The organism is Microbacterium oxydans (assembly GCF_000956405.1).
GTDB lineage: Bacteria > Actinomycetota > Actinomycetes > Actinomycetales > Microbacteriaceae > Microbacterium > Microbacterium oxydans_C.
The window spans coordinates 121,685-145,592 of the sequence record NZ_JYIV01000024.1 but is presented as its reverse complement, the minus strand read 5'-3'; the positions used below and the strand labels follow the sequence as shown (position 1 = coordinate 145,592).

Below are 23,908 nucleotides of genomic sequence, written 5' to 3'. Positions count from 1 at the left end.
AGCCTCACAGGGCTCTCTCCAGCGGAACACGAAGCCGTCTTCGGCGGTACCGCTGTTCGCGCCTGCGCGCTCGCTCGCTCGCTCGCACGGCGGACAGCGCTGCTTCCGCTCGGGCGCGAAGTCCGCGGAGGTCGCCGGTCGCCACAGCGTCCCCGAGAAGTGGGGAACCCACTCCCACGGCGAGCGCACCGGCCGCGAGGTAGTGGGGGATGTCCTCGGCATGCACTCCCCCCGTGGGGATCAGAGGCACGTCGTCGAGCGGAGCGCGAACCTCTCGGATGAAACGCACGCCACCCAGCACTCCCGCGGGGAACACCTTCACCGCGGATGCCCCACCTCTCCACGCGGTTTCGATCTCGGTGGGGGTGGCAGCACCGGGATACCAACGCAGTCCCGCCGCACCGGCAGCCGCGCCCACCTCGAGCGACACCGCAGGCGTGACGATGAAGGAGGCTCCGGCATCCACGGCCATGCTCACGTGCTCGACCGTCCGCACGGTGCCCATGCCCACCTCCGTCGCGCCCTCGGCGACGAGCGTCGCGATGACCTCGGCTGCACCGGGTGTGTTGCTCGTCACCTCGAGAACGGACACCCCGGCATCGAGGAGAGTCTCGCACGCTGCGCGCAGGTGAACCCCTTCACGATCGCGCACGATCGCCACGATCCGGGTTCTCCTCAGACTCGCACCTGGCGACAACCGACTCACCATTCGGCGTGACTCCCGTCCTCGTGACGCCACAGCGGCGAACGCCACACGGCAGCACCTGCGGCCTTGCGGACGGCCGCCTCGTCGATGTCGATCCCGAGCCCCGGTCGCGTCGGCCGCTCGAACCATCCGTCCCGCACGGTGAGCGGGGCTGCGTCGACGAGGTAGTCCAGGAGGTCGGCGCCATCGTTGTAGTGCACGCCGAGGCTGGACTCCTGCAGGACCGCGTTCGGACTGGCGATGTCGACCTGGATGCAGGCCGCGAGCGCGATGGGTCCGAGCGGACAGTGCGGGGCCAGTCCGACGCCGTGAAGCTCGGCAAGGGCAGCGATCCGTCGCATCTCGGAGATACCTCCCGCGTGCGACACATCGGGTTGTGCCAGGGCGATGCCGGCCTCGAGAGCCTCACGGAAGTCCCACCGTGAGTAGAGGCGCTCACCTGTCGCGATCGCCACGGAGGTGCCGGCGCAGAGATCGCGAAGGCGATGGGCCAGTTCCGGCACGAGCGGTTCCTCGAGGAACAGCGGCGCCACGTTGTGCTCCAGCGCCCGGACCATCGTTCTGGCGACGTCAGGGGTCCATCGACCGTGCGCGTCGATGGCGACGTCACCTCCCCCCATCGCCGCGGTCGCCGCCTCGACACGCTCGACCACGCCCTGCACGGCGACGCGGGACTCGAGGTGACGCATCCGTCCCGACGCGTTCATCTTCACCGCGGAGTACCCCTCGGCCGCGCGGATGGCCGCATGCTCCGCGACTTCGGCGGGGTCGTCACCGCCGATCCAGACGTAGGCACGGATCCGGTCGCGAACGGGACCGCCGAGCAAGTCGTAGACCGGGACGCCGAGCGCCTTGCCGCGCATGTCCCAGAGCGCCTGGTCGATGCCGGAGATCGCGGACGAGCGCTCAGGGCCGCCGCGGTAGAAGCCTCCCCTGGTCATCGTCTGCCACAGGTCTTCGATGCGCGTCGGATCGGCACCGATCAGCACCTCGGACAGCGAATCCACCGCAGCAGCAACGACGTCCGCGCTTCCCTCCACGATCGGCTCGCCCCACCCCACCAACCCGTCGTCCGTCTCCATCCGCAGGAACTGCCAGCGCGGGGCCACGCTGAACGTCTCGATCCGACTGATCCGCATGCGGCCTCCTCGTCATGGATGGCACGAGGGCCTCCGTCGATAAATACTATTATCATAGAATTAGGCTGCGGCTGCTATGTTGGCGGTGAACGAGAGGCGATCATGTCGACAGTGAGTCGCGGAGCACCGCGCACGACACCCGGAGAGCTCGCGGGCGAGGTCATCCTGGTCTCCGGTGGGGCGCAGGGCATCGGCAACGCCGTGGTGCGAGCCGCGCGCCAGCAGGGAGCCTCCGTGTCCTTCTGCGACCTCGATGCGTCGCGCGTGACGGCGGCGGTCGAGGCATTCGCCGCGGAAAGCCTCGATGTCCACGGCATGGTGGCCGACGTCACGGACGAGGAATCCGTCGACGAGTGGATAGCGGCTGCATCATCCGCTCTCGGCACGCCGAGCGGCCTGGTCAACAACGCAGGACGAAACGCCTATGCCGACCCCACGACGATGACGGTCGCCGAGTGGGATGACTTCTTCGACCTCGATCTGAAGGCATCGTGGCTCTGCGCTCGAGCAGTCGTCCCTGGCATGCTCTCGGCCGGCCGGGGCTCCATCGTCTCGATCTCCAGCATCCACGCGAAGATGACGACGGCAGGGATGTTCCCGTACGCCGCCGCGAAGGCCGGACAGCTGGGATTCACCCGCTCCCTCGCCCTCGAAGTCGCGGGACGCGGCGTGCGGGTGAACGCCGTCTCTCCGGGACTGGTCTGGACGCCTCTCGCCGAGGCGCACTATGCCGACCGACCGGAGGAGCTCGCTTCGACCCTCGCCGTGCAGCCGATGGGCCGCCCCGCGCGCCCCGCCGAGATCGCCGAGGTCGTCAGCTTCCTGCTGTCTCCGCGCGCGTCCTTCGTCAACGGCGCAGACTGGGCCGTCGACGGCGCCCACAGCGCGAGGTTCGCGTGATGGCTTCCCGCCGAGGACTCCACGGCGCCGTCGTCGACGATCTCGGAACACGGATCGTCAACGGCACCATCGCCCCCGGAACCGCACTGTCCCTCGACGATCTCGGGGAGGACTACGGAGTCTCGCGCACCGTGATCCGCGAGACGATCCGCGTTCTGGAGGCGAAGGGCCTGATCGTTGCGCGTCAGAACGTGGGTACCCGTGTCCTCGGTCCGGCTTCGTGGCACGCGCTGGACGTCGACATCCTCCGCTGGCGCCTCGCGAGCGCCGGCAAGCGGTCGGCCCGAAGGGACCTGCTGGAGCTGCGGTCGGCCGTCGAGCCGGCAGCCGCTCGACTCGCCGCGAACCGAACGAACCCCGCGTCCGCCGAGAAGCTCCTGGCTGCAGCCGAGGGAATGCGTCACGCGCTGGATGCCGACGACGTAGGGGCCTTCACTGCGGCAGACGTCGACTTCCACACGAACCTCTTCGATGCCACCGGGAATCCGCTCATCGCTGCATTGCTGTCGCTCGTCCGCGCGGCGCTCGACGATCGCATCGCAACGGTCGAAGACCACGGCATCTCCGCTCAGGCGGTCGAGTTGCATCAGGCGCTCGCCGAGGCTGTCGCTGCGGGCGATGCGAACCGGGCAGGTCGCATCGCCGAGGAGCTCATCCTCAGCTCCTCCGAGCCGTGATGACGACGCTGACGTTCGGTGCTCCCGACCTGCCAGACGGAGCGCGGTGGCGGAGTCTGCGCGGTGCGAGCGGGGAATGGCTTCATCCGGCGACAGGAGAGCGCACCCTCTCGAGCTTCACCTCCTCCTCGGTCGGCGGCTGGGATGAGATGCTGCCGACGATCACCGCGTGCCGCGTGCCGCACGACGCAGGCTTCGACGACTGGAGCGACCACGGTGACGCGTGGAATCGCCCGTGGGAAGGTGACGCCGACGATCACTGGGTCGACGTGGCATGGATGCGGCTCCGCCGACGGATCATGAGCCGGGACGCGTCCCTGCACCTCTCGTACACGCTCAGCAGCACCGCACCAGAGGACCGGCCCGTCCAGTGGGTCGCTCACCCCCAGTTCTCGTGGGAGCGGGGATGACTCTCGACGTCGGGAGGGCCGGTACCTGGAGGCGCACCCACCCGGCGGAAAAGGTCCAGAAGTTCGGCGCGAACCTGGATCCCGGGTCGTTGCTGGAATCGGCGGACGGTGCGAAATGGTGGTCTACCGCACCCATCGACCGTGTGGTTCTGCGCCGCTCCGACGGCTCCGGCCTGGAAGTGCGCTGGGACGGCATCGCCCTGCCGTGCGTCGCGCTCTGGCTGGACCCCGGTGCGTACGCATCGAGCCCGGTGATTGCGATCGAACCGGCCCTGGCCCCGTTCGACTCACTCGCTGACGCCGCCTCCGCCGCCGCAGCCCCCACAGTGAGCCGCAGTCACCCGCTGAGGTGGTGGATACGGTTGCGGGAGATCGGCGCTCCCGCCTCCTCTTCGGATTCCGCGCGGCCTACCGGCGACGCGAACCATTGGAGAGCTACCGGCTGATGGTCCAGCCGGTGCGGATGAGTGCTTCCAGTGGCAGCAGGCCGGCACCGGCAGCCACGGCATCTCCGCCGAACTTGGTGCTGTCGAGGGTGAACTGCGACGCGGGACGCACAAGCGCGTGGCGACGTATCGCCGCGTCGATCTCCGTCGGGTACTCGGCCATCAGCTTCTCGCCTACCCAGCCACCCAGGAGCACCCGGGTGGGGTTCGTGAGGTTGACCACCGTTCCGAGCGCCGCTCCCAGCTCGTCGACGACCGATGCGACGAGACGCTGCGCCCGCTCGTCACCGGCGCGGTCCGCGTCGGTGAGGTGGGTGAGCGCGGACCATCCCGAACCCGTCACGTCTGCACCCGTGGCCTTCCAGCGGCGGACGATGGCGTCGCCGCCGATGTAGGCCTCGACGCATCCGCGGTTGCCGCAACGGCAGAGGTCTCCGTTCAGCTGCAACGTCGTGTGCCCCCACTCTCCGGCTGCAGATCGACTTCCCGTGACGAGTTCGCCACCGCTGATGACTCCGAGACCGACGCCACGGCCCAGCATCGCGACCACGGCATGATCGGTGTGCTTCGCATTCCCGAACCAGAGCTCGGCCCGGGTCTGCAGCTTGGCGCCGTTCTCGGCGAAGGTGGGGATCCCCTCGAGGGAGCAGAGATCCGCGATGTCGACGGCATCCCAGCCCAAGCTCTGTGCGTAGAGCGTCTGGGTGCCGTCCGCGTTGTTCTCGACGATGCCCGGAAGGCCCAGTCCCACTCCGATGAGTGTGCTCCAGCGTTCCTCGTTGCGTGCTCGAAGCGCAGCCAGCGCATCCTGGATGTCCGAGGCGATGCGTTCCGGTGACTCCTCGACCTGCCCGCCACGGAACTCCCGGTCGATCCTGATCATGGACAGGTTGAAGATCTCCGCCGCGATGCCCCGCTCGCCGACGTCGATGCCGACGGTGATGGCACGATCGGCCCGCGGTGCGATGACGGCGATCGGGCGGCCGCCCTGGGACGACCTGCTTCCGCGTTCCTCGATGAGCCCCTCGTCGAGGAGCTCGACCACGATGTTGGCGACGGAGGCAGCAGACAGCCCGGTCGCATCCACGAGCTCGGCGCGCGTGGTCTCCTGATCGATGATGATCCGCTTGAGCAGAAGTGAACGGTTCCGTTGTCTCAGCGACGTGACCGTCGAGGGGTCCTTCTGTCGCTGTCCTGTGCGAGGGGGCGTTCGTCCGTTCACGATAAGTCGACGATACTCTTCGCCGGATGCGCGGACGGGATCGGCGAACGCCATCAGGCCACGACGACCCTGTGGATCATGGCCGCCCCTGTCGCCTCGACCACGATCGCGGCGCCATCCCACCGCGCGGTGACGAGCTCGGACGGATCGGCATGCACGGTCAACGACGCGGGTGCGGCAGCGAGCGGGTAGCGACGTTCATCGCCCGCGACCATTCGCACCGGAACCTGTTCGTCGTCCGCGTACGGCTCCCCGGCGGTGTGATGCCAGCGGGTCGTCTCTCCCAGAGCGGCCAGGTGCCTCGTGTCATCACCCGTCACCGGAGCGTGCCCCCACGCGGGGATGGAGAGAGGCGCCCGCGCGAACATGGCATCCACGACGGTGGGGTTGGGTGTGCATCGATCGAGTGCGACGGCCTCGACGAACTCGTTCAGGATCGCAGTCGCCTCTGCGGGCGCGGGCGTCTCAGCGGGGACGGCGATCTCGTCCCATCCTGTCGGGCGTGATGCGGAAACGGGCGACGTGCGTGTGTCCAGCTTCTTCCAGGGCCAGAAGTTCCACCCGATGCCGTGGCGTTCGTACAGACGGTGGGCGGTGTAGATCCATTCCGGGGTGTTCTCACCTCCCTCGCCCATATAGATGGGAAGGCCGAGGCGCTTCCGGGTTTCGAGGTACTCCTCGATGCTCGACTCGTCCGGCGGGCACCAGTAGCGGTGGAACTGCAGGGCGGAGTTGCGATCCCACACCTCGGTGAAGATCGACCAGTTCGTCGCCCAGTGCGCTCCTTCGTACATCAGGAGGTGGCGGGCGTCGACAGCGCGGATCGCGACGGTGAGGTCCTGGTAGAGCTGCGCGAGCTCGGTCGCGTAGGTGTGCTGCCACTCGTTCGGGAGGGGCTCGTTGAGGAGGTCGTAGCCGAGGACGACGGTGTTGTCCCGATACCGCCGAGCGATCTCCACCCAGAGCGAGATCGTCAGCGCGCGCCAGCGGTCGTCCATGAAGAGCTCGGGTCGGCCGTTCGGGGAGTCATCGATGTTGGTCCCGGTTTGACCTCCCGGTGCGCCGTGGAGGTCGAGCAGCACCCAGAGGCCATGTCGCTCGCACCAGGCCAGGAGGTCGTCGATGCGGTCGAACCCCTCGGCGAGGAACTCCCCGTCGTCGGTGACGAGGTAGCGGGAGTTCAGCGGCAGCCTGACGTGGTCGAAGCCCAGCTCGGCGATGCGGGCGATGTCCTTCTCGGTGATGAACGTGTCGCGGAAACGCGTCCAGAAGTCGGCAGCGGCCTCGGCGCCGACGAGCGACTCGATGCGCTTCTCGATCTGTCGCGGTGAGCTCATCTCGTCGCCGAACTTCCACATGTACCCCTCGGGCAGCAGCCAGTTGCCGAGCCCAACCCCTCGGAGCAGGAGGGCGTTGCCGCTCCCATCGACGATCGTGTGGCCGTCTGCATGGACGAATCCGTTGAATCTGGGCATGGATGCGCCTTTCATTTCAGGCCGGAGAGCGCGAAGCCCTGGACGACGAAGCGTTGGAAGACCACGAAGACGATGAGGATCGGAACCACCATCAGGGTTGCGGCCGCCATCTGCAGCGACGGGTTGGTCGCGATCTGCTGGTTGAGGAGGGCGACACCGACGGACAGGGTGTACAGCCGTTCGTCGTTGGCGAGGATGAGCGGCCAGAGGAAGCTGTTCCATCCGGCGATGAAGGTGAGCACGACCTGGACCGCGAGGATCGGCTTCGACAGTGGAAGCACGATCTGCGCGAAGATCCGCATCTCCGAGGCGCCGTCGATCCGAGCCGCCTCGAGCATCTCCGTCGGGATCGTGGACATGAACTGGCGGAACAGGAAGATGCTGAACCCCGACACGAGCGTCGGCAGGGCGATGCCGACGAGGGTGTTGGTGAGCTTGGCCCCGTTGAGAATGAGGTACGTGGGGATCATCGTCACCTGGACGGGGATCATCATGGTGACGAGGACCAGGAAGAACAGCGGCTCCCGCCCGCGGAAGTCGAACTTCGCGAAGCCGTAGCCGGCCATCGCCATGAGGAGCAGCCCCACCATGCTGATGAGGACGATGGCGAGCGTGTTCACGATGTACGGCCCGAAGTCGAGCTCCTGGAAGAGCTGCACGAACCACTCGAACGTGGGGTTCTGAGGTATCGGGACGGGCGGGTAGGCCACCGATTCGCTGCGCGGCTTCACAGACGTGAACACCATCCACAGGAACGGCAATGCGGTGATGAGGGCGCCGATGGCGAGGGCGACGCCGATGATGACGGTGAGTGCTCGCGACGACCCCTGGGCGCGCGGTCGTCGCGGAGGTCGTGCGACCGCCGCAGCAACGGTCAGATCAGTAGTCTGCATCGGCTTTCCTTCCGCGGATCTGGATGAGGGTGACCGCCGCGATGATGAGGAACAGGATCACGGATCCCGCGCTGGCGTAACCGAACTGGCTGGAGGAGAAACCGGTCTGATACAGGAACAGGGAGACGCTCGTCGATGCCCCGAGTGGCCCGCCCTTGGTCAGGACGAACGGTTCGTCGAAGAACTGCAGCCAGGCGATGATCGTCGTGATGGTGACGAAGAAGATCGCGAAACGCAGCAGCGGTATGACGATGGAGACGGCCTTGCGGAACTCGCCGGCGCCGTCGAGGCTCGCCGCTTCGAGGTACTCCTTGGGCACGCCCTGGAGAGCAGCGAGGAAGATGATGATGTTGAGCCCCGTCCCGCGCCAGACGGCGACCAGCACGAGCGAGAACTTGACCATCACGGGGTCGCTGAGCCATTGCACCGGGGGAAGCCCGACGAGCGACAGCAGGTAGTTGAACAGCCCGAACTGCGTGTTGTAGAGGTAGCCCCACACCAGGGAGATCGCGACGATGGCCGTGATGGCCGGGACGAAGTAGAACGAGCGCAGCGCGCGGAAGAACCAGTGTCCTGAGCGATTGAGCAAGAGTGCGATCACCAGCGACAGCAGCACCACGGCCGGCACACCGAGGATGGCGAAGATGCCCGTGTTCATCAGCGCTTGCCAGAAGCTCGGATCGGAGAACAGCGCGGTGTAGTTCTCGATGCCGATGAACTGGATCCGCGACCAGTTGCCGAGACCGGCGAGGTTCATGTCGGTGAAGCTCACCAACAGCGCGACGAGGATCGGAAGCACGCCGAAGGCCAGGAGGAGGGCCATGGCGGGCGCGATGAGAACGTAGGGTGCTGACCGGGTTTTCATGTGCACTCCAGGAAGTGGTGCGGGGCGGTGACCGAGGGCCACCGCCCCGTGTCGGAGGCGGCCTACTTGGTGGAGGTGCCGCTGGTCGCGCTGATGAGCCCGTCGATGGCATCGTCCGTGTTCGCGCCGGTGAGCACGATGGAGTTCAGCGCATCCAGGAGCGCCTTGCCCGTGTCCCCGTCCCAGTTCGGAACGAGCGGGAGGAGCTTCGCGTTCAGCAGCTGCTCGGCATACACGCTGGCGAGCGGGTCATCGACGAGTGCGCCGTCGGCGAGCGCGGCCTTCACCGTCGGGAGCTGGCTGTCGAGCTTGTACCACTCCAGCTGCGTGGCGGGGTCGGAGAGGTAATCGAGGAGCTTGAGTGCCCCCTCCTCGTTCTTCGTCGAGCCCCACACACCCAGGTTCGAGCCTGCGAGCAACGAGGTGTTGTCCTTCGCGGCAGGCACCGGGGCGACAGCCCACTTGCCGTCGAGTTCCGGAGCCGCGTCCTTGATGGCGTTGGCCAGGTAGGGCCCCGACAGCAGCAGGGGCGTCGTCCCCGAGGTGAAGCCCTGGGTCTGGTCGAAGTCGGCGTTCGTCGGAACGGAGCCGTCCGCGTAAAGGCCGGTGTAGAGATCCACGGCATCGCGGAACTCAGGCGTGTCGAAGTCGATGTCGCCGTCAGCGCCGACGATGTCGCCCCCCTGATCCCAGGTCATGATCACGGGGAGGCTGGAGTCCCACTGCGGGATGTAGTACCCGTACTGGCCGTCACCCCGGGCGGCGAGCGTCTTCGCGTCCGCACGCAGGTCGTCCCAGGTCTTCGGCGCTTCCGTGATGCCCTGTTCGGCGAGGATGTCCGTTCGGTAGTAGAGGACACGGGTGTCGCTGACCCAGGGGACGCTGACGACGTTCCCGCCGACAGCGGTGGCGTCGCCGCCGATCCCGTCGATGAACTTGTCCGATGCGAGGTTCTCATACCCCTTGAGCGTGCTGTCGTCGAGCGTGAGGAGCGCGCCGGAGTCGGCGAACGTGCGCAGCTTCGAGACGCCGATCTGGATGATGTCGGGGCCTTCGCCGGATGCGACCGCGGTGGTGAACTTCTGGTCGATGGCGTCCCACGGGATCGCCACGGTCTTGACGGTGATGCCGCTGTCTTCGGCGAACGGGGCGACGAGCTCGTCGAAATGCGCGGAGCTGTCCCCCATCACCCACACGGTGAGCGAGTCGGCGGATGCGCCATCGCCGTCGCCGGCACCGGCGGCGCAACCGGCGAACAACAGGGTGCCGGCGGTGGCGCCTGCCAGGATCGGCAGGATGCGTGATCTCTTCATTGAGGTTCCTTTCGGGTGGTCGTCACGCTCGGGGAGAGCGGATACGGCGTTGTAGCGACGACGGGTCGGCTGGTACAGGTGTCGCCCACCGAACTCCTTTGTCCAGACCTTATCCTAAGTCCTAGACAAAGTGCGAGCGGGTTGCCAGAATTGGCGCACTCGCACACCGGGTGCGACCTGAACAACGGAGTTTCAATGAAGAAACGATTGCTCGCAGGTGCTGTGGTCGCCTGCCTGGCTGCGGTGGCGCTCGTGTCGGCACCCGTGGCCGCGAACGCGGCGCCGCTCGCGGCCGGTGACTTCCTGAAGGTGAACGGCAACGTCATCAAGACAAATTCAGGCACCGGCTCGACCGTTAACCTCCGCGGAACCAACCTCGGCGGGTGGCTCACGCAGGAGGACTGGATGTCCCCCCTGGGCGAGTTCGCACTCGACCGGACCGGCTGGGCGCCCACGGCGTCCGCGGGCAACGCAGCCCTCGCCTTCGACGGAGACGACTCCACCCGGTGGACGACGAACGCAGGCCAGTCGGGATCCGAGTGGCTCGGTGTCGATCTCGGGGCAGCGTCGCGCTTCAACCGCATCACCGTGAACCACACGAACTTCGCGGCAGGCGACTTCCCGCGCAGTCTCACCGTCCAGGTCTCCGCGAACGGATCGTCGTGGACCACGGTGGCCACGGTCGCCGGCGCCGCGGCGAACCGGGTCACCACGGCCGCCTTCGCCCCGACGGTCGCCCGCTATGTGCGACTCACTCAGACCGGGTCAGCCGGCGACTGGTGGTCGGTCGGAGAGTTCAACGTCTTCAACGACGCCACATCGTTCGACCGCACGCAGTGGACGGCCACGGCGTCGGGCGGCACCGCAGCCGCGGCCCTGATCGACGGCAACGTCGACAATCGGTGGACCAGCAACGCCGCACAGGCACCCGGTCAATGGGTTCAGCTGAACCTCGGCGCGCGCATGACCGTCAACAACGTCACGCTCGACACCCAGAAGAACAACTCCTCAGAGGGGGATTACCCCCGCGGCTACACCGTCCAGGTATCCAACAACGGCTCCACCTGGACCCAGGTGGCCTCGGGCGTCGGCACGTTCAAGGCGACGAACATCACCTTCGCGCCGGTGTCCGCGCAGTACGTGCGCGTGAACCAGACGGGAACCGCGGCACAGTGGTGGTCGATCGGCGAGATGGCCGTCGCGTTGAACTCCGACGACTACAGCCTTCAGGTCGATCTCAACGCACGGTTCGGCACCGCCGGCGCACAGGCCATTCGCGATGCTCACGAAGACACCTGGATCACCGCGGCGGACTTCGACAACATCGCCGACCTCGGAGTGAACTTCGTCCGACTCCCCCTCGGCTGGATGACGTTCCTGAACGTCGACGGCACCTTCAAGGCGGACCCCTGGAAGAAGATCGACTGGACGATCGATCAGCTCAGCCAGCGCGGCATCTACACGGTACTCGACCTCCACACCGTGCCCGGCGGTGGCTGCCCGTGGGGCAGCTGCGGACGGATCGGCCCCAACCCCAACGGTTTCTGGGGCAGTGCCGACGCTCAGACCTGGACCGAGAACATCTGGAAGGCCATCGCCACGCGCTACAAGAACAACCCCGCCGTCGCCGCGTACGACCTCATCAACGAGCCCCTCATGGACTTCAACGAGGACGCCGACGACGTCGCTCAGAAGAGCGCCGTCTACAACCGGCTCTACAGCGCGGTCCGAGCCATCGATCCCGACCACATCATCATGATGGGAGCCTTCTTCGGGTACCAGAACATCACCCCCCCTTCCACGTACGGATGGACGAACGTGATGTATCAGCTGCACCCGTACGACATGCCGAACCAGAAGGACTGGAACGCCCAGAACCAGCTCGTCACGAACCAGCTGAACGCGCTGCCAGGACTGCTCTCCAACCCGGGCGTGCCCGTCCTGTTCGGCGAGTACTCGCTGTACTACTACGACGACGTGTGGGCACGATGGATGGCCGGCCTCAACGCGCAGAATCAGTCGTGGTCGAACTGGACCTACAAGGTCAAGGGCGGAGACGCTGACGGCCAGGGGTACTGGGGCTTCTACTCGAACAACCCGAGCCCCGTGCCCGTCATCAATACCGACGGATCCGCGACCTTCATCCAGAAGCTGCAGCGTTTCGGCACCGCGAACTTCACCGCGAACGACCGCATGGCGGCGACCGTGAAGAAGTACTCGGGTGGTTCGAGCGCGTTCACCCCGGTCTCGGTCAGCAAGTCCGGCTGGACGGCGACGGCATCCTCCGTGGGCGCGGGTTCGTCGCTCGCCGGCGGTATCGATGGGAACAGCTCGACGCAGTGGAACACGGGCGCCAACCAGGCGAACGGACAGTGGTACCAGATCGACATGGGAGCGAACCGCACCGTCGCGATGGTGACGGTGCAGACGCCGAACGGTCAGCGAGACGACTACCCGCGCGGGTACGTGCTCCAGCTCTCGACGAACGGCACCACCTGGACGACTGTGGGCACGGGAATCGGCTTCGGCTGGAAGCGGCCGATCTCGGTCACACCGCAGACCGCCCGTTACATCCGGATCACGCAGACCGGAACCGCCACCAACTGGTGGAGCATCGATGAGGTGACCGTCTACTCCTCGTACTGACACCGTGCGTGGGTGGTGCCGCGCTCCGGCGGTGCCACCCACGTCATCCGGCCGACGAGCACCCGCAGTCACCGGCACCGAAAGCAGCGCCGCGAAGACAGATGCAAGAAGCCAGGAAATCAAGGAGACCTCGCCTACAGGATTCGCGCCTGGATCGGCCGGATCGGCATGAGGACAGGAAGGTACGCCGCATAACTGCGGCTCGGGGCATGAGGATGCGGCATGGATGCGGGCGGTTCAACGGCTGCTGGAATGAGAAGAGCCGGTCAGATTTTAGGCCTGACCGGCTCTTCTCAATTTACGAACAGATAGCCCTGAATAATCGAACAGGGCCCGCTGTGGCCGTATTCGTTTATCCGCCGATCCCTTGAGCCTCAAGGGATTCAGACAGGCACTTTCCGAAGCGATTCCACGCTAAGCCCAAGAAACTTCCACGGTCGCGAGTTCTCCCCAGGTCAGCCAGGGTTTCTCCGACCCCGTTCCGAGCAGGTCTCCGCGCATGACCGTTGGCAACGCAAGTCGAGAGGGGCCTGCACGCAAGTACGATCCACGCATGTACTCCTTCCGCGTACCCGTGACCCTCGGAGGCGCCCGACCTGACACCGACGACGACACACTGATGCTCGTCGAGTCAGCTGAGGAGCGTGTCTGGATCCAAGCGTCCGGCCCTCTCAAGAACGCGACGCGAGCCACGTTTCGTGGCTCTGGCTACGCCACGGACGCTGCCGCAGAAGCGCGAGGCAAGGAGTTGTGCTCCACGCTCCGCCTCGCCGCACTGCGCGCGGGCCTGTCCGTCGACTTCATGGAGCGACAATCCTTCACCGCTTTGAGTGAGCATGCGTTGGCCGCCGTGAACGACACCGTTCCCCAGAACGTTCGCGTCATCAATGAGCGCGCCGGCGTTCGGGTCCACCTGTCTGAAGAAGAACTCTTCACCTTCACGATGAGCGCCGAAGGCCACGTGCTCAGCCCACCGGTAGACATCGCGAACTGGTTCGCTAACGCCCTTCGTCAGGTCGTTCCGACGAATCGTGTTCATCTGGCATTCGACCTGTTCAATCAGGCCGGCCGTGCACAGGGAGCAGATTCGCTATTGCTCACACTGGTGTCAGCCGTCGAAACGCTGGTGACCACCGCCAAGGTCTCTGCCAGCGAGCAAGAGCTCATCGCGCTCCTCGCTCAGCAGGTGGAGTAGTCGGACGTCGTTCGAGATCCTGAGCGACGAGCAGCGCTCGCGAACCGAGTGCGGGGACTCGAGAACGAGTCGATCCGAGCAGGCGCGATGCGGTTGGTCCGTCGGCTGGAGCCACGCGAGTACGGAGGAATGAGGGCGACCAAGTTCTTCGACCGCGTATACGAGTTGCGGAGCGGGCTCTCACACGGCGATGCTCCATCGTGGCGCGACGTGGGAAACATGGTCAGCGAGCTCGGGCGATTCACCTCCGACCTCATCGACCTTGAGTTCACGTCGCCCACATCAGCGGATGGGACCTGAAACCTCGATCCCAAGCCAGCGCTGGAGTGCAGCTTTCAGCGGCAGAGCCGGGCTCATCGTCGGCGCCGAATGAACGAGAGGGCCGGTCAGACACTTCTCACCGACCCCATCGTTACGCGAGCTTTCTCCGAAACTGAAAGGGTAAACGCATCCGTCCGCGTGTGCTGGCGGCCGAGGGCGCCGACGCTGTGGTCGCAGCAAGCAGACCCACAGGAGGCTCCAACGACGTGGGTATCGCCGTGATCGTTCCGTTCGTTGTCGATCTCCCGAGTCAGATCGCAGCCGGAACCAGCATCCAGCAGATGTAGTACGTCGCCGCGGCGAGAACTCCCAGCACGAGAACCGGCAACACGAAGTGCCTGACCTGCAGCGGCGTGTGAAGCGATGCAGCCAGAACTGCACCTGCGAGCGCCCCGCCGGATAGGGCGAATGCGATCCCGCCATAGATGCCGGCGAAGTAGAGCGGGTGGCTCTCCCAGGGGACTTCTCCCGTCATGTACAGATACTCTCCGCCAACCGACGAAGCCAACGTGGCCGAGATGCCGAAGCAGACCCAGGCCGCGATAGCGAACACCACGAAAACGACCAGGCCGATGACAATCAGGATCCGTCTCCCACTGCTGCGGCCGTGCGACACCCTCTCGAACTCCCGGGTCGTTTCCATCTGACTCACTTTCATTTGGAGCTTTTCCCAACGCCCCTCGTAGGCCATCCGCGAGCAGCCCGAGGACAATGTCCCTAGGGTCGGTCAGCGAAGGCCGATCCCTTTACCGCGTGACAGCAGGAGGACGGTAGCCGTCAGTCCGAGGCCGATGAAGAGCGTGATGTACTTTCGGTCCTTGTCGCCGATCTTGGCCCGGGCGGCGATGTGCTCCGTGTCTTTCACGGCCACCCGAGCCTCGATGGTGCCGAGCAGATCGTAGATGCGGTCGACTTCCTCCGCGCTGACGTTCGGGTCGCGCAACCGTGCGTACAGTTCGTCGACGTTGTGATGCGTGAACTTGTAGTACTCACTAGCGAGATTCTCAGTGGCCTCACGTTCAGCGTCCCCTGTCGCGCGGATGGCGTCGACGCCGAGGCGAGCGACCTTCGCCAGCTGCGGGTGCAGCTCGAGAAGGGCCGCGAGGTCGTTCGTCTTCCCGAGCAGTCGCCGCGCTTCTTCCGGCGTGGGGTTAGCCCAGTCATTGACTTCCGGTTCGCTCGACGACTCGTCTGCTTCCGTCATGTGAGTGAGCCTCTCGTTCTGCGGGCAGGAAGCACCAGTATGTCCCAGCCAGAGGTGATGGATTACAGAGTCTTAGACAGGACGGGCGGGCACATGGCGTCTACTGACGGGGGTTCAGTGCCCCGCGTGAGCGCGCTACTCGAGATCCAGTCCGTATCCGCGCCGCTCGACTCCAGAATTCAGGACAGATCGAGCATTGGGAGATCGGCTTCGCTCAGCAATTCAGCCCGCCAGTTACTTTCTTTGCCGTTGACGAGCTCACGTGAAATCCGTGGCTATGTTTAGGCTGGTCAGCCGCAGTTTCGGGCGCAGAAGGTGCGCCCGATGTGGAGATGCGGCCGGTCGGTGCACACGCGTGACCTCTCGGACAGAGCAGCACGCGGCGAGGTGGATCACCCGGGTCGGCGGACCAAATGGGGGACAGACGAGGGGCCCGATAGATGGAACCATGCCGAGCGTGAAGAATTCAGTTCGTACATTGTCAGTTTCCGCTCTCCTCACCTCGCTTTCCGTCCTGATGGCGTTCGGTTCGGTGACCCCCGCAGCAGCAAGCGTCTCCGATGACCCAGCGGTGGAGGCGGCGATTCTCGAGGTTCGAGAGTCGCTTCCTGCCAGCGAGCTTCTGAAGTTCGATGCCCTCAGTGAGGCTGATCAGGATCTCTTCGTGGAGTCGATCACTGACCTCGATGCTTATGACTTCGTTGTCGTAGAGGATGAGACGAGCATGACGCCTGACTCACTGTCGGCTCGGGCGGCCACGAAGACTTACAGCAAGGTCTACACGGTGAATGCCGAGCTCTTCGGGATCACGACGGGGCAGTATCGGCAAGAGATTCGGTACAGTGTCAACGGATCGACCACCAAGGCTCCGCACTTCTGCAGCGGAACGTTTACGGGTTGGGCCGGCTTCTGGTCTATCTCCAACAGCAACTCGAGTTGGGTGAGTGGCAACAAGGCATACTGCAGCACGAACTACACGCTTTCGGTCCTGTGGCAGGGGAATAGCGCTCAGATGAACAAGCAGATGCAGCAGACCGGAACGAGTGGAGGAAGCATCAGTGGCTATCTCAAGAACATCTAGCAACGAAGCAGCCAGCCGGTCGCGACTGTCCCTGACCCTCCCCTATGTCGCTCTGCTCGTTGGAGTCGTCCTGGCGGTCGCTTCGAGCTGGGGGCTTATCGTTCTTGTCGCCAGCATCGTTTTTGCCCTGCTCTCTCTGCGGCGGCAGACGAAGGCGCGAACACTGCTGGTTGTCCTCATCGTCCTGGCCTCCTTCGTGCTACTCGCAACCCTCGCTGTGTCTCTGACTCTGGCGGCAACGACCGGGTCAACATAGATCGAATTCTTGACCCAAGCATGGAAGGTGGGCGTGGGGAGCGGATCGGTGACAACTGATCCGCTCCCCACGCCCCTTTGAACGACTTCGTCCACCAGATCTGACCCGTGCCGGACCAAGTCATAGTTTGGTATCCAGGCCGAACGCCAAAGCGGCTCCAGCGATGCCAGTCGCCGGCTGGCACGCTGTCAGACAGATGCTGATTCAGGATCGGAACGGAATGGTGCTGCGGGAGACATCGACATCCGGGTAGCCGTTGAGCTCGAGGAACTCCTTCGTCGCGTCGATGACCTCGTCTCCGAGCGGGGTAGGTCCGATCATCACGGAACGGATGGGCAACTTGCCTGCAGCGGTGAGGTATCTGTCGTTCGCATTGTGCTGGTTGTCCTCGTTTACGGCAGAGAGCTCGATGAACGGGGTGACGCCGAACCGGCCTTCATAGTGGTGCACGAACTTCCACCGTGGGTTCACCTCGAGGATCATCCGTGCCTCGCGCTCGTCTTTGAACGCGGGATGCTTCAGCTCGAGCATCTTGATGTCGGCGAGTTCATGCCAGGGGAAGAACAAGTCAGAGATAGGGTTCTTCTTCTTCTCCGCCAGCTTGGCGATCCTGTCCACTCGAGCGTCGACGCCGGCCGTGTTGTAGCGAACTTTCCGCCACGGAACGACTTCAATGTGCACCTGGTCCGGGTTCACGATGATGCTGCCCTCTTCGTCGCGCTCGATCTCCCACCCGGCTGGCGGGTTCGGGTGCTCCGTCGCATCAGTCCGTTGGATGGGGAGGAGGTCGACGGTCGCGTCAAGTTCGATGGCGTACGAGACTTTGCCTCCGTACCCCCGCCACACCGTGAGAAGGTCTGGCTTCCGCGCGGCGCACAGGAGGAAGAGGTCGAGTCCTCGCCGCTCGGCGTGCTTCATGAGGCTGTCGAAGCGAGCTTGATGCGCGGTCGGGACGGTCGTGCGTCGTGTCTTCGCAGCAGCTTGCAGCAGGCTTGTGGCGTAGTCAGCTTCTCGAGAGTCGTTGAGGTGACGGAAGGAGGTTGCACGCAGGGTGTCATAGGTGACGATCCCTTCAAGCCCACGACCGTCCGTGTAGTGCCAAATCGAGTCCAGTGTCATCACTTACCCCAGGTTCTGATGGCGTCGCTCTCCAGCGTCCGCGCCGGTATGTCAGCGCAATCCTAGAGATTGCCCGAGCCAGGAGCGCGCACATGACGAACGGCTGTCTCAAATCCTGCAGCAGGAGTGACGCCTCGAGGGCTCAGGTACGCCCTGCGTTTTCCGGTCGCCCATGCGACGACAACCATGACGTCGCGAATCAGCCTTGCGCTGCGGGGTACTGATTCTGTGCGCGATACTCATCCGCGCGCCGCGCGGCGTCTGCGGCTGATTGGGTCGCAAGCGCGGCACGTGTCTGCACACCGACTGCCCTCGCGTGCAATGCGAGCAACGCGGTAAGGATGCCGATCCCGATGAGCGTCGAGCCGATTGAGAGGCTGAAAAGCGATGTGCGCCACTTCTCCGGGTCGATCTCCAGGAGCGATCCGGTCGGCCAAGACGCGTATCCGTCGAAGACGAAGATGGCCCCGATGATGAGGTTACAACGGTTGTCCATGTCAGCAACTTCACCTGAGCAACCCTACTGTTGCCAACGCCACCGCCCCCGTGCACCTGAGGACGACTCCCGTCTTCACTCGCGCCGCCGAGAAAGGAATACGGCGGGCTGATCACTTTGCGCAGATGTGGTCAACGATGTCACTCATGTTGGAGGAACGGTCGTCGCCACCGCCTGGGAGAGCGGACCAATATCTCTGGCAGGAAGGCGGGCAGCACATCCACGCATGGAAGAGGCCCCGACTCGTGAGAGCCGGGGCCTACGCACTGTTGCTACAGAGGGATCGACGCACCGAATGCGTCGAGCTCAGCAGCACCTGTCTCCAGGATCACGGACAACTTCTCCGCTCACCGCCTGGAGATCTGCTCTGCGCGCATGGTGCCCGCAAAGGGACTCTGGCATGTTGTGTCCCGCGGTCGGCACTCGGCTGTCCGCCACTCACCCAGGGGGGTAAATATGCGAAAGACAACCAAGTTCCTGTCGGTTGCCGCGGTTGCTGCCGCGCTCATCTTCGGATCGGTCGTGCCAGCATCTGCCGATGCGACAGAAGCGTACGTCGGCGACTGCGGTGGGCCCACCGCACCTACGAACAAGTTCAAGATCAACAGCTACGGCGATTCCGCCTGGCTCACCTCGAAGAACGGCTCGTTCCTCACGAGCATCCAGTACGCGCCGAATACGGGCGTGTATCACACGGCAGGCCGCAAGACGAAGTCGTACAGCTACGTCTCGTACGGCGCCGGGAAGACATTCCAGTACTTCACCCGCGCCTGCCTGTAATCGGAGGTGGCGGTCGTGAAAGGAAACCTCTGGCCTATCGCCGCGGCACTCATCGTCTTGCTCCCTCTCGCAGGGTGCAGCGCCTCTGAGGAGTCAATCGACGAGATGCCGAAGCCACCTGTGATGCAGTCCGCAGAGAGAGATAGTCAACTTCAGGCTGCCCAAGAACAAGCTGAGGGCCTCTTTCACGACCGCTTCCCCGACCAGCCCGTGCCGGAGGCGAGCCTGATTCGTGCGGTAGCCCCGAGCGAATGGTCCGAGACGACAGCCACGTGCATGACCGAAGCAGGGTTTGAAAGTCACGTGAAGTCGGGGTATGTGGAAACCGCCTCGTTTCCCGCAGAGCAGGAGCTAGCGCAAGCAATCGCTGTCTACCAGTGCCGCGTGGCCTATCCCATCGATCCCGCGTACCAACAGCCGTACACCGCAGAAGAAGCCACGTACCTCTACCGCTATCTCGTGGACACCGTTGTCCCATGCCTCGACGGCGAGGGATACACGGTGCCTGACGTGCCGAGTGAGGGTACGTTCGAAGAACAACTCAACTCCGGCCAGGAGTGGAATCCGTTCGACTCTCTGGATCCTGGCTCCGAGGAGAAGTACATGGCATTGATGGGGGCCTGCCCCGCCAAGCCTGCAGGATTCCGCGGAAACTGAGTCGCCCGAAGGAGGAGCACCATGACACCGACGCTGCGCCTCGACAGGGTGGGCGTCCGTCGGCGCGGACGGGTCATCTTGCATGACATCTCCATGGAGTGCCAGCAGGGCACCGTCACGTCGCTCCACGGATCGAACGGGGCCGGGAAGTCGACCCTTCTGGGTGTGGCGACAGGATTGATGGAGCCCAGCTGGGGGACGGTGCAAAATCGAAGCGCCAGCACCTCCTACCTCCCAGAGCGGTTCAATCCTCCATCCGGCATGAGCGTTGCCACTTACATGAACTGGGTCGCGGGCACCCGGGGGCTCCAGCGCCGCGCTCGCTACCGGGCTGTCTCGACAACATTGGACTCGTTGGGCTTCACCGGCCCGTGGGGACCGTTGCGACTGCTGTCGAAGGGGAATCTGCAGCGGGTCGGGATAGCCAGCGCTCTCATCGGGGCAACCGGGCTCATCGTGCTCGACGAACCTTTCACCGGGCTGGATGCCGCAGGTACCGATCTTGTCACGCGAGCGATAGAAGATGCCCGTGCCATGGGGAGCACTCTGCTCGTCGTTCACCATGGTGCGGCCCCCTTTGCCGCTTCGCAGTCCCTCTGGCTCGAGGAAGGGAAGCTCACGCCTCGGTCACCTATCCGTTACGTCATTCACGCGTTGACCAACGATTCCCTGCCGGCGCTTCCTGACACGACGATGGTCATGCCCGCCTCGATGGGGCGCGCCGTCATCAACTCAGCTTCTGACACAGTTGAAGCCACGCTCCGCGCAATTCTCAGCGCTGGGTGGGTCGTGGAAGGCGTGGAGCGGGAGTGAGGTCTACTCGTTATGTTCTGCGCAGGAATGTTGTGCGGCTGACCTGGCTCGGGCCCGCAGCGGGGTACCTCATCGTGGTGGTCGCACTTATGCCGTACTCGGCGCCACTGCCGAGTATGTTGCCGATCCTTGGAATCGGATCCCTCCTCGTCGGCGCCTGGGTGTCGGTGACGACTATTGACGGCGATGACCCCAGCCAGAAGAGTGTGGTTGCGCTCGCGAGCGGAGGACGCGTCCGAGCTCGAGCGGGAGAGGCCCTGGCATCCTTCCTTTTTGTGTCCGGATTGTCGGTCCTCGGATTGACGGCCGCGTTCGTCCGCGCGTCGCCTGCGCCGACTCCTCATGCGATAGTGCCTCAAGCCTCCGGCTGCCTCTTGGCTCTAGCTTCGTCCGCGCTTGTCGGTGTCGCTCTCGGCTACGTGGGCGCCTGGCCAGTCCTTCAGCGCACTCCCCTCACTCTGGGCGTCGTGTTCTTGGCAGCGGTCGCGCTCATCATCGTGCCGATGTCCCCGATGAACACACTGCTGATGCGAGTGGACGACCATGTCGACCTTCTCGGAGTGGTCGCAGCGTCGGCTGGCATGCTGTTGATCGCCGCCGCGTGCTTCGGCGTCGGCAGCCTCCTCGCCGTGCGTCGGTGGCGACTCACCTCACCTAGTTGATGCCGGCGCCCTTACCGCGAAGTGGTAGCGGGTTTCGGAAGCGACCGAGGGGTACACACTGCGCTGGTGCAATCAGCCTGGTGGTCTACGTCGAAAGATGATGGACAGCACCTTCCGTGCGTTCTTCCCCCGTGGGCCTGTGCCGAGAACCGCCACCCACATGATGGGCATGATGACGACGAGAGCGAGCAGCGACAGCGGTCCGCTTGCCTCAGTGAGCAATGGGGCGATGTCGAACATCGCGTCTCCCAACTAGTGCGGAGCCCAGGACAAGGCACTGATGGTTGACGGGAATGCTAACAAAAGTTCGTGCGTGGCTGATGAGATCGACGACAAGTCGGGCCTCCGAGAGCCTGCCTGGGGACTCGAGGTATCCGTCTCGTGCGTTCTCGCCACTTCGCGTCCAGCGCACCTGGCGCTTTCCGCGACACCGGCCGGGTTCCCGCCCGTTTCCAGTGTCCTGCCACCGCCGTGACGCATCGCCTACGGTGGTGTGTCGGAGGGCGAATCGCCCATCGACTATTGTTCCGCGCCGGTCTCTAGCCTTTGCGAATTCACTCCCGGCCTCTAGCCGTTCGCGTCATACTGTGCGGACTCAATCCGCCCATGTTCCCTTTCGGGCTCCGCCCGTGTGGGAGGAGTGTTCTTATCCACCTGGGACAGGAACTTCCCCCACAACGTAGCACACACATACGCATCTGCCGTATCGCCTACTTTGCAACATACGGACTTAAGTTCGTAAGTATGCAGCGAACTACAGGATCTGAGACAAGCGGATCAGAAATGGCTCGACAACCGAGGCCTCATCACGCGCATCGGGTTCATCTGCCTGGCAGCGAGCATCGCCGTAGGGCTGGCCGGGTCCATCGCCGCATTCCCCCTAGAGGTCCCGCCGGCTCCAACCCCGACACCCTAGGACGGTTGCGACTTTGAGTCGAAAGGTATTGTCCGCAGCACTCGTCATGTCCGAGGGTCCCGATACCGTTCGAGAAACCACTTGACGGAGGCGCAATGCACGTAGGGCATTCATCACAGACCGAAGACGACCAGGCACTGACCGCCGACCTTCACGAGTGGCTGACCGGCAACCGGCAGGTGGAAGGCCTGTTGGACGACTACATGTTCCGCGGCAACGTGCCGCCGTGGTACTCCGAGCTCCTCTCCAACCTCACTCTGCTCTGCGGTGGCGACATGGTCGAGGCTGCATTCGTCGATATGGACGTGGACACGTACATGGTCAGTGTGCGGGTGGTGACGACACATCGGATCGTTGAGGCACAGGCCACGGGGCGTCGAGAAGCCCGGGACCTCGAGTGCCGTGCCGTCTCCCGTCGGGGCGTCAGCGAGGTTCGCACAGAGGAGCCATTCGGACTTGTGGACCGTGACGAACGACGCACCTGGCCCGGTGTCTTCGCGCTGACCGTCACCGTCGAAGGCTTCGACGAACCGTTGCGCCTTGCGCCTAGCAACCAGTCGAGCTTCGGAGCCCGCCAGCCTGACATGAACGCTCTGACCCGCTCATTCCTTACCAACCTCGACGGGTAGAGACGGAGTGCGGAGGGGCGAGGCCCCTCTTCGGCATCAGGGAACACGGAGTTCCCGGATTGGTTCACGGCGGCTCGCAATCGTGGCTGGCACAAGCGCAGCGAGAAGTGCGGTGATCAGCGTGAGGATACCGAGCGCCGCGGTGAACGCAAGCCCGGGCCATGGATCCCCGGAGGCGAGTAGCAGCACCCCGGAGAGCACTGACCCCACGAGGATCCCGGTGAGTGCGAGCATCCCCGTCTGAGCGAGCAGGAGACCGATTATGAGGCCGCGGGTGGCACCGAGGGCCCTACGGCGTCCGAAGTCCTTCCTTCGCATCATGACGAGGCCGTACAGGAGGATGGCGACGAGCATTCCCGTCAGCCCGAGAAGCGCGACGACCAGTCCTCGCGAGAATGATCCCAGTTGCCCTTCAATGAGCCCGCGAAGATGCGCGAGGGCTTCGCTGGTCTGAACGGTAATCTTCGTCGGATCATCGGCGCCGAGAACAGAGACAACTGCGTCGCTGACCGGAGCCACCAACTGTGGAGAGTCGGCGATGACGATCACGACGCTCAGCACCTCGTCACCCGAGGGCGTCGGTTGAGGAACAAAGACGGCCGGTTCGAGCCCCCGGAGGAAGTCGGGCACGTCGAGGCTTCCTGCCACGCCGTATGCTGCCCCGTTCATGAGCGCCACCCCGCCGATACCATCGGGCATTCCGAGTTGCTCGAGTGCGGCCACGGAGGCCCACGCGGTCGAGCCTGGAACCGGGATCCTGGACGGAACACCGAGACGCTCGAAATGAGACCCGAAAGCAAGACGCACCGGGACCTTGACGCCGTCAGGCACGGCCGAGTTCGTCGCGTCCACCGCCTGGGAGAACCCCGCAGCCCACTCGATGCCTTCGATGCCAGCGAGACGATCCATGACGCTGCTCGTGACGCCCGCACCGGCCTCGGCACGCACCGTGATGGAGCGGGTGCCTGCCGAGTCAATGGAACCGAGAACCTGCTGCTCCGCGCCCACCGTACGACCAGTCGTGAGCATCACAGTCAGGATCATGCCGACGACCATGAGCACCGTGACAGCAGACGCTACCGGTTGT

At 64.6% G+C, this 23,908-nt stretch carries 24 protein-coding genes; 12 read left to right on the top strand and 12 right to left on the bottom strand.

Annotation, left to right across the window (positions count from 1 at the left end):
• Positions 1 to 4: 4 nt before the first annotated feature.
• Positions 5 to 709: a bifunctional 4-hydroxy-2-oxoglutarate aldolase/2-dehydro-3-deoxy-phosphogluconate aldolase gene (locus tag RN51_RS08575; RefSeq protein ID WP_045263627.1), complete on the bottom strand. Its 705-nt coding sequence runs from the start codon at positions 707 to 709 to the stop codon at positions 5 to 7.
• Positions 703 to 1,845 carry a galactonate dehydratase gene (dgoD, locus tag RN51_RS08570; protein ID WP_045263626.1) on the bottom strand — a complete coding sequence of 381 codons (1,143 nt, stop codon included), beginning with the start codon at positions 1,843 to 1,845 and terminating at the stop codon, positions 703 to 705. The genes RN51_RS08575 and dgoD overlap by 7 nt, the downstream gene beginning before the upstream one ends.
• Positions 1,846 to 1,947: 102 nt before the next feature.
• On the opposite strand from dgoD, the gene RN51_RS08565 reads away from it, so the two are divergent.
• The 4 genes from RN51_RS08565 to RN51_RS08550 are packed head-to-tail and all read left to right on the top strand — an operon-like array spanning position 1,948 to position 4,278.
• Positions 1,948 to 2,745: an SDR family NAD(P)-dependent oxidoreductase gene (locus RN51_RS08565; RefSeq protein WP_045263625.1), complete on the top strand. Its 798-nt coding sequence runs from the start codon at positions 1,948 to 1,950 to the stop codon at positions 2,743 to 2,745.
• Positions 2,745 to 3,422, top strand: a complete 678-nt coding sequence (locus tag RN51_RS08560) for a FadR/GntR family transcriptional regulator (RefSeq protein ID WP_045263624.1) — start codon at positions 2,745 to 2,747, stop codon at positions 3,420 to 3,422. Before RN51_RS08565 ends, RN51_RS08560 begins: the two co-directional genes overlap by 1 nt.
• The gene (locus RN51_RS08555) at positions 3,422 to 3,832 is read left to right on the top strand and encodes a hypothetical protein (protein WP_045263623.1); all 411 of its coding nucleotides are present in this window, start codon (positions 3,422 to 3,424) and stop codon (positions 3,830 to 3,832) included. The genes RN51_RS08560 and RN51_RS08555 overlap by 1 nt, the downstream gene beginning before the upstream one ends.
• Positions 3,829 to 4,278 (top strand): hypothetical protein, encoded by a 450-nt coding sequence (locus RN51_RS08550; RefSeq protein ID WP_045263622.1) that lies wholly within the window; start codon positions 3,829 to 3,831, stop codon positions 4,276 to 4,278. The genes RN51_RS08555 and RN51_RS08550 overlap by 4 nt, the downstream gene beginning before the upstream one ends.
• On the opposite strand, the gene RN51_RS08545 is transcribed toward RN51_RS08550, so the two are convergent.
• The 5 genes from RN51_RS08545 to RN51_RS08525 all read right to left on the bottom strand — a co-directional run bounded on the left by RN51_RS08545 (position 4,268) and on the right by RN51_RS08525 (position 10,046).
• Positions 4,268 to 5,500 (bottom strand): ROK family transcriptional regulator, encoded by a 1,233-nt coding sequence (locus RN51_RS08545; RefSeq protein WP_045263650.1) that lies wholly within the window; start codon positions 5,498 to 5,500, stop codon positions 4,268 to 4,270. The genes RN51_RS08550 and RN51_RS08545 overlap by 11 nt on opposite strands.
• 53 nt (positions 5,501 to 5,553) lie before the next feature.
• Positions 5,554 to 6,975: a glycoside hydrolase family 5 protein gene (locus RN51_RS08540; RefSeq protein ID WP_231579257.1), complete on the bottom strand. Its 1,422-nt coding sequence runs from the start codon at positions 6,973 to 6,975 to the stop codon at positions 5,554 to 5,556.
• Between the two features lie 11 nt (positions 6,976 to 6,986).
• Positions 6,987 to 7,868 carry a carbohydrate ABC transporter permease gene (locus RN51_RS08535; protein ID WP_045263620.1) on the bottom strand — a complete coding sequence of 294 codons (882 nt, stop codon included), beginning with the start codon at positions 7,866 to 7,868 and terminating at the stop codon, positions 6,987 to 6,989.
• Complete coding sequence (locus tag RN51_RS08530; RefSeq protein ID WP_045263619.1) at positions 7,855 to 8,733, bottom strand: carbohydrate ABC transporter permease; 879 nt, start codon at positions 8,731 to 8,733, stop codon at positions 7,855 to 7,857. The genes RN51_RS08535 and RN51_RS08530 overlap by 14 nt, the downstream gene beginning before the upstream one ends.
• Positions 8,734 to 8,795: 62 nt before the next feature.
• On the bottom strand, positions 8,796 to 10,046 hold the full coding sequence (locus tag RN51_RS08525) for an extracellular solute-binding protein (RefSeq protein WP_045263618.1): 1,251 nt from the start codon (positions 10,044 to 10,046) through the stop codon (positions 8,796 to 8,798).
• A 195-nt stretch (positions 10,047 to 10,241) separates the two neighbouring features.
• On the opposite strand from RN51_RS08525, the gene RN51_RS08520 reads away from it, so the two are divergent.
• The gene (locus RN51_RS08520) at positions 10,242 to 12,692 is read left to right on the top strand and encodes a discoidin domain-containing protein (RefSeq protein WP_082066522.1); all 2,451 of its coding nucleotides are present in this window, start codon (positions 10,242 to 10,244) and stop codon (positions 12,690 to 12,692) included.
• Between the two features lie 553 nt (positions 12,693 to 13,245).
• Positions 13,246 to 13,887, top strand: coding sequence for a hypothetical protein (locus RN51_RS08515; RefSeq protein ID WP_045263617.1), 642 nt, complete (start codon positions 13,246 to 13,248; stop codon positions 13,885 to 13,887).
• Between the two features lie 571 nt (positions 13,888 to 14,458).
• On the opposite strand, the gene RN51_RS08505 is transcribed toward RN51_RS08515, so the two are convergent.
• Positions 14,459 to 14,851, bottom strand: coding sequence for a hypothetical protein (locus RN51_RS08505; RefSeq protein ID WP_156149148.1), 393 nt, complete (start codon positions 14,849 to 14,851; stop codon positions 14,459 to 14,461).
• An 84-nt stretch (positions 14,852 to 14,935) separates the two neighbouring features.
• Positions 14,936 to 15,412: a hypothetical protein gene (locus tag RN51_RS08500; protein ID WP_045263614.1), complete on the bottom strand. Its 477-nt coding sequence runs from the start codon at positions 15,410 to 15,412 to the stop codon at positions 14,936 to 14,938.
• Positions 15,413 to 15,869: 457 nt separating this feature from the next.
• Between RN51_RS08500 and RN51_RS08495 the strand changes: the two genes are divergently transcribed.
• Positions 15,870 to 16,493, top strand: a complete 624-nt coding sequence (locus tag RN51_RS08495) for a hypothetical protein (RefSeq protein ID WP_156149147.1) — start codon at positions 15,870 to 15,872, stop codon at positions 16,491 to 16,493.
• Positions 16,494 to 16,953: 460 nt separating this feature from the next.
• Here the strand turns inward: RN51_RS08495 and RN51_RS08490 are convergent, their stop codons facing one another.
• Both RN51_RS08490 and RN51_RS08485 read right to left on the bottom strand, forming a co-directional pair.
• Positions 16,954 to 17,871 carry a hypothetical protein gene (locus tag RN51_RS08490; protein ID WP_156149146.1) on the bottom strand — a complete coding sequence of 306 codons (918 nt, stop codon included), beginning with the start codon at positions 17,869 to 17,871 and terminating at the stop codon, positions 16,954 to 16,956.
• A 196-nt stretch (positions 17,872 to 18,067) separates the two neighbouring features.
• Entirely contained in the window at positions 18,068 to 18,364 is a 297-nt protein-coding gene (locus tag RN51_RS08485) for a hypothetical protein (RefSeq protein WP_045263611.1), read from the bottom strand.
• 456 nt (positions 18,365 to 18,820) lie between these two features.
• On the opposite strand from RN51_RS08485, the gene RN51_RS08480 reads away from it, so the two are divergent.
• From RN51_RS08480 to RN51_RS08460, 5 genes are all read left to right on the top strand, one after another.
• Positions 18,821 to 19,144, top strand: coding sequence for a hypothetical protein (locus RN51_RS08480; RefSeq protein WP_045263610.1), 324 nt, complete (start codon positions 18,821 to 18,823; stop codon positions 19,142 to 19,144).
• 15 nt (positions 19,145 to 19,159) lie between these two features.
• Positions 19,160 to 19,801, top strand: a complete 642-nt coding sequence (locus RN51_RS08475; protein ID WP_045263609.1) for a hypothetical protein — start codon at positions 19,160 to 19,162, stop codon at positions 19,799 to 19,801.
• 21 nt (positions 19,802 to 19,822) lie between these two features.
• On the top strand, positions 19,823 to 20,614 hold the full coding sequence (locus tag RN51_RS17975; protein ID WP_052674644.1) for an ATP-binding cassette domain-containing protein: 792 nt from the start codon (positions 19,823 to 19,825) through the stop codon (positions 20,612 to 20,614).
• A gap of 374 nt (positions 20,615 to 20,988) precedes the next feature.
• Positions 20,989 to 21,276: a hypothetical protein gene (locus RN51_RS18410; protein WP_156149145.1), complete on the top strand. Its 288-nt coding sequence runs from the start codon at positions 20,989 to 20,991 to the stop codon at positions 21,274 to 21,276.
• A gap of 1,011 nt (positions 21,277 to 22,287) precedes the next feature.
• Positions 22,288 to 22,821, top strand: coding sequence for a hypothetical protein (locus RN51_RS08460; protein ID WP_045263607.1), 534 nt, complete (start codon positions 22,288 to 22,290; stop codon positions 22,819 to 22,821).
• Between the two features lie 36 nt (positions 22,822 to 22,857).
• On the opposite strand, the gene RN51_RS08455 is transcribed toward RN51_RS08460, so the two are convergent.
• Complete coding sequence (locus RN51_RS08455; protein ID WP_231579256.1) at positions 22,858 to 23,865, bottom strand: FtsX-like permease family protein; 1,008 nt, start codon at positions 23,863 to 23,865, stop codon at positions 22,858 to 22,860.
• Between the last annotated feature and the right edge of the window lie 43 nt (positions 23,866 to 23,908).

What these genes read in the sequence shown, in the direction of transcription:
- dgoD (WP_045263626.1), bottom strand. Translation starts at nt 1,845, where the DNA reads ATGCGGATCAGTCGGATCGAGACGTTCAGCGTGGCCCCGCGCTGGCAG.
- RN51_RS08505 (WP_156149148.1), bottom strand. Translation starts at nt 14,851, where the DNA reads ATGGAAACGACCCGGGAGTTCGAGAGGGTGTCGCACGGCCGCAGCAGT.
- RN51_RS08480 (WP_045263610.1), top strand. Translation starts at nt 18,821, where the DNA reads ATGCGAAAGACAACCAAGTTCCTGTCGGTTGCCGCGGTTGCTGCCGCG.
- RN51_RS08555 (WP_045263623.1), top strand. Translation starts at nt 3,422, where the DNA reads ATGACGACGCTGACGTTCGGTGCTCCCGACCTGCCAGACGGAGCGCGG.
- RN51_RS08530 (WP_045263619.1), bottom strand. Translation starts at nt 8,733, where the DNA reads ATGAAAACCCGGTCAGCACCCTACGTTCTCATCGCGCCCGCCATGGCC.
- RN51_RS08550 (WP_045263622.1), top strand. Translation starts at nt 3,829, where the DNA reads ATGACTCTCGACGTCGGGAGGGCCGGTACCTGGAGGCGCACCCACCCG.
- RN51_RS08565 (WP_045263625.1), top strand. Translation starts at nt 1,948, where the DNA reads ATGTCGACAGTGAGTCGCGGAGCACCGCGCACGACACCCGGAGAGCTC.
- RN51_RS08485 (WP_045263611.1), bottom strand. Translation starts at nt 18,364, where the DNA reads ATGGACAACCGTTGTAACCTCATCATCGGGGCCATCTTCGTCTTCGAC.
- RN51_RS08525 (WP_045263618.1), bottom strand. Translation starts at nt 10,046, where the DNA reads ATGAAGAGATCACGCATCCTGCCGATCCTGGCAGGCGCCACCGCCGGC.
- RN51_RS08535 (WP_045263620.1), bottom strand. Translation starts at nt 7,868, where the DNA reads ATGCAGACTACTGATCTGACCGTTGCTGCGGCGGTCGCACGACCTCCG.
- RN51_RS08455 (WP_231579256.1), bottom strand. Translation starts at nt 23,865, where the DNA reads ATGATCCTGACTGTGATGCTCACGACTGGTCGTACGGTGGGCGCGGAG.
- RN51_RS08460 (WP_045263607.1), top strand. Translation starts at nt 22,288, where the DNA reads ATGCACGTAGGGCATTCATCACAGACCGAAGACGACCAGGCACTGACC.
- RN51_RS08540 (WP_231579257.1), bottom strand. Translation starts at nt 6,975, where the DNA reads ATGCCCAGATTCAACGGATTCGTCCATGCAGACGGCCACACGATCGTC.
- RN51_RS17975 (WP_052674644.1), top strand. Translation starts at nt 19,823, where the DNA reads ATGACACCGACGCTGCGCCTCGACAGGGTGGGCGTCCGTCGGCGCGGA.
- RN51_RS08575 (WP_045263627.1), bottom strand. Translation starts at nt 709, where the DNA reads ATGGTGAGTCGGTTGTCGCCAGGTGCGAGTCTGAGGAGAACCCGGATC.
- RN51_RS08560 (WP_045263624.1), top strand. Translation starts at nt 2,745, where the DNA reads ATGGCTTCCCGCCGAGGACTCCACGGCGCCGTCGTCGACGATCTCGGA.
- RN51_RS08500 (WP_045263614.1), bottom strand. Translation starts at nt 15,412, where the DNA reads ATGACGGAAGCAGACGAGTCGTCGAGCGAACCGGAAGTCAATGACTGG.
- RN51_RS08520 (WP_082066522.1), top strand. Translation starts at nt 10,242, where the DNA reads ATGAAGAAACGATTGCTCGCAGGTGCTGTGGTCGCCTGCCTGGCTGCG.
- RN51_RS08515 (WP_045263617.1), top strand. Translation starts at nt 13,246, where the DNA reads ATGTACTCCTTCCGCGTACCCGTGACCCTCGGAGGCGCCCGACCTGAC.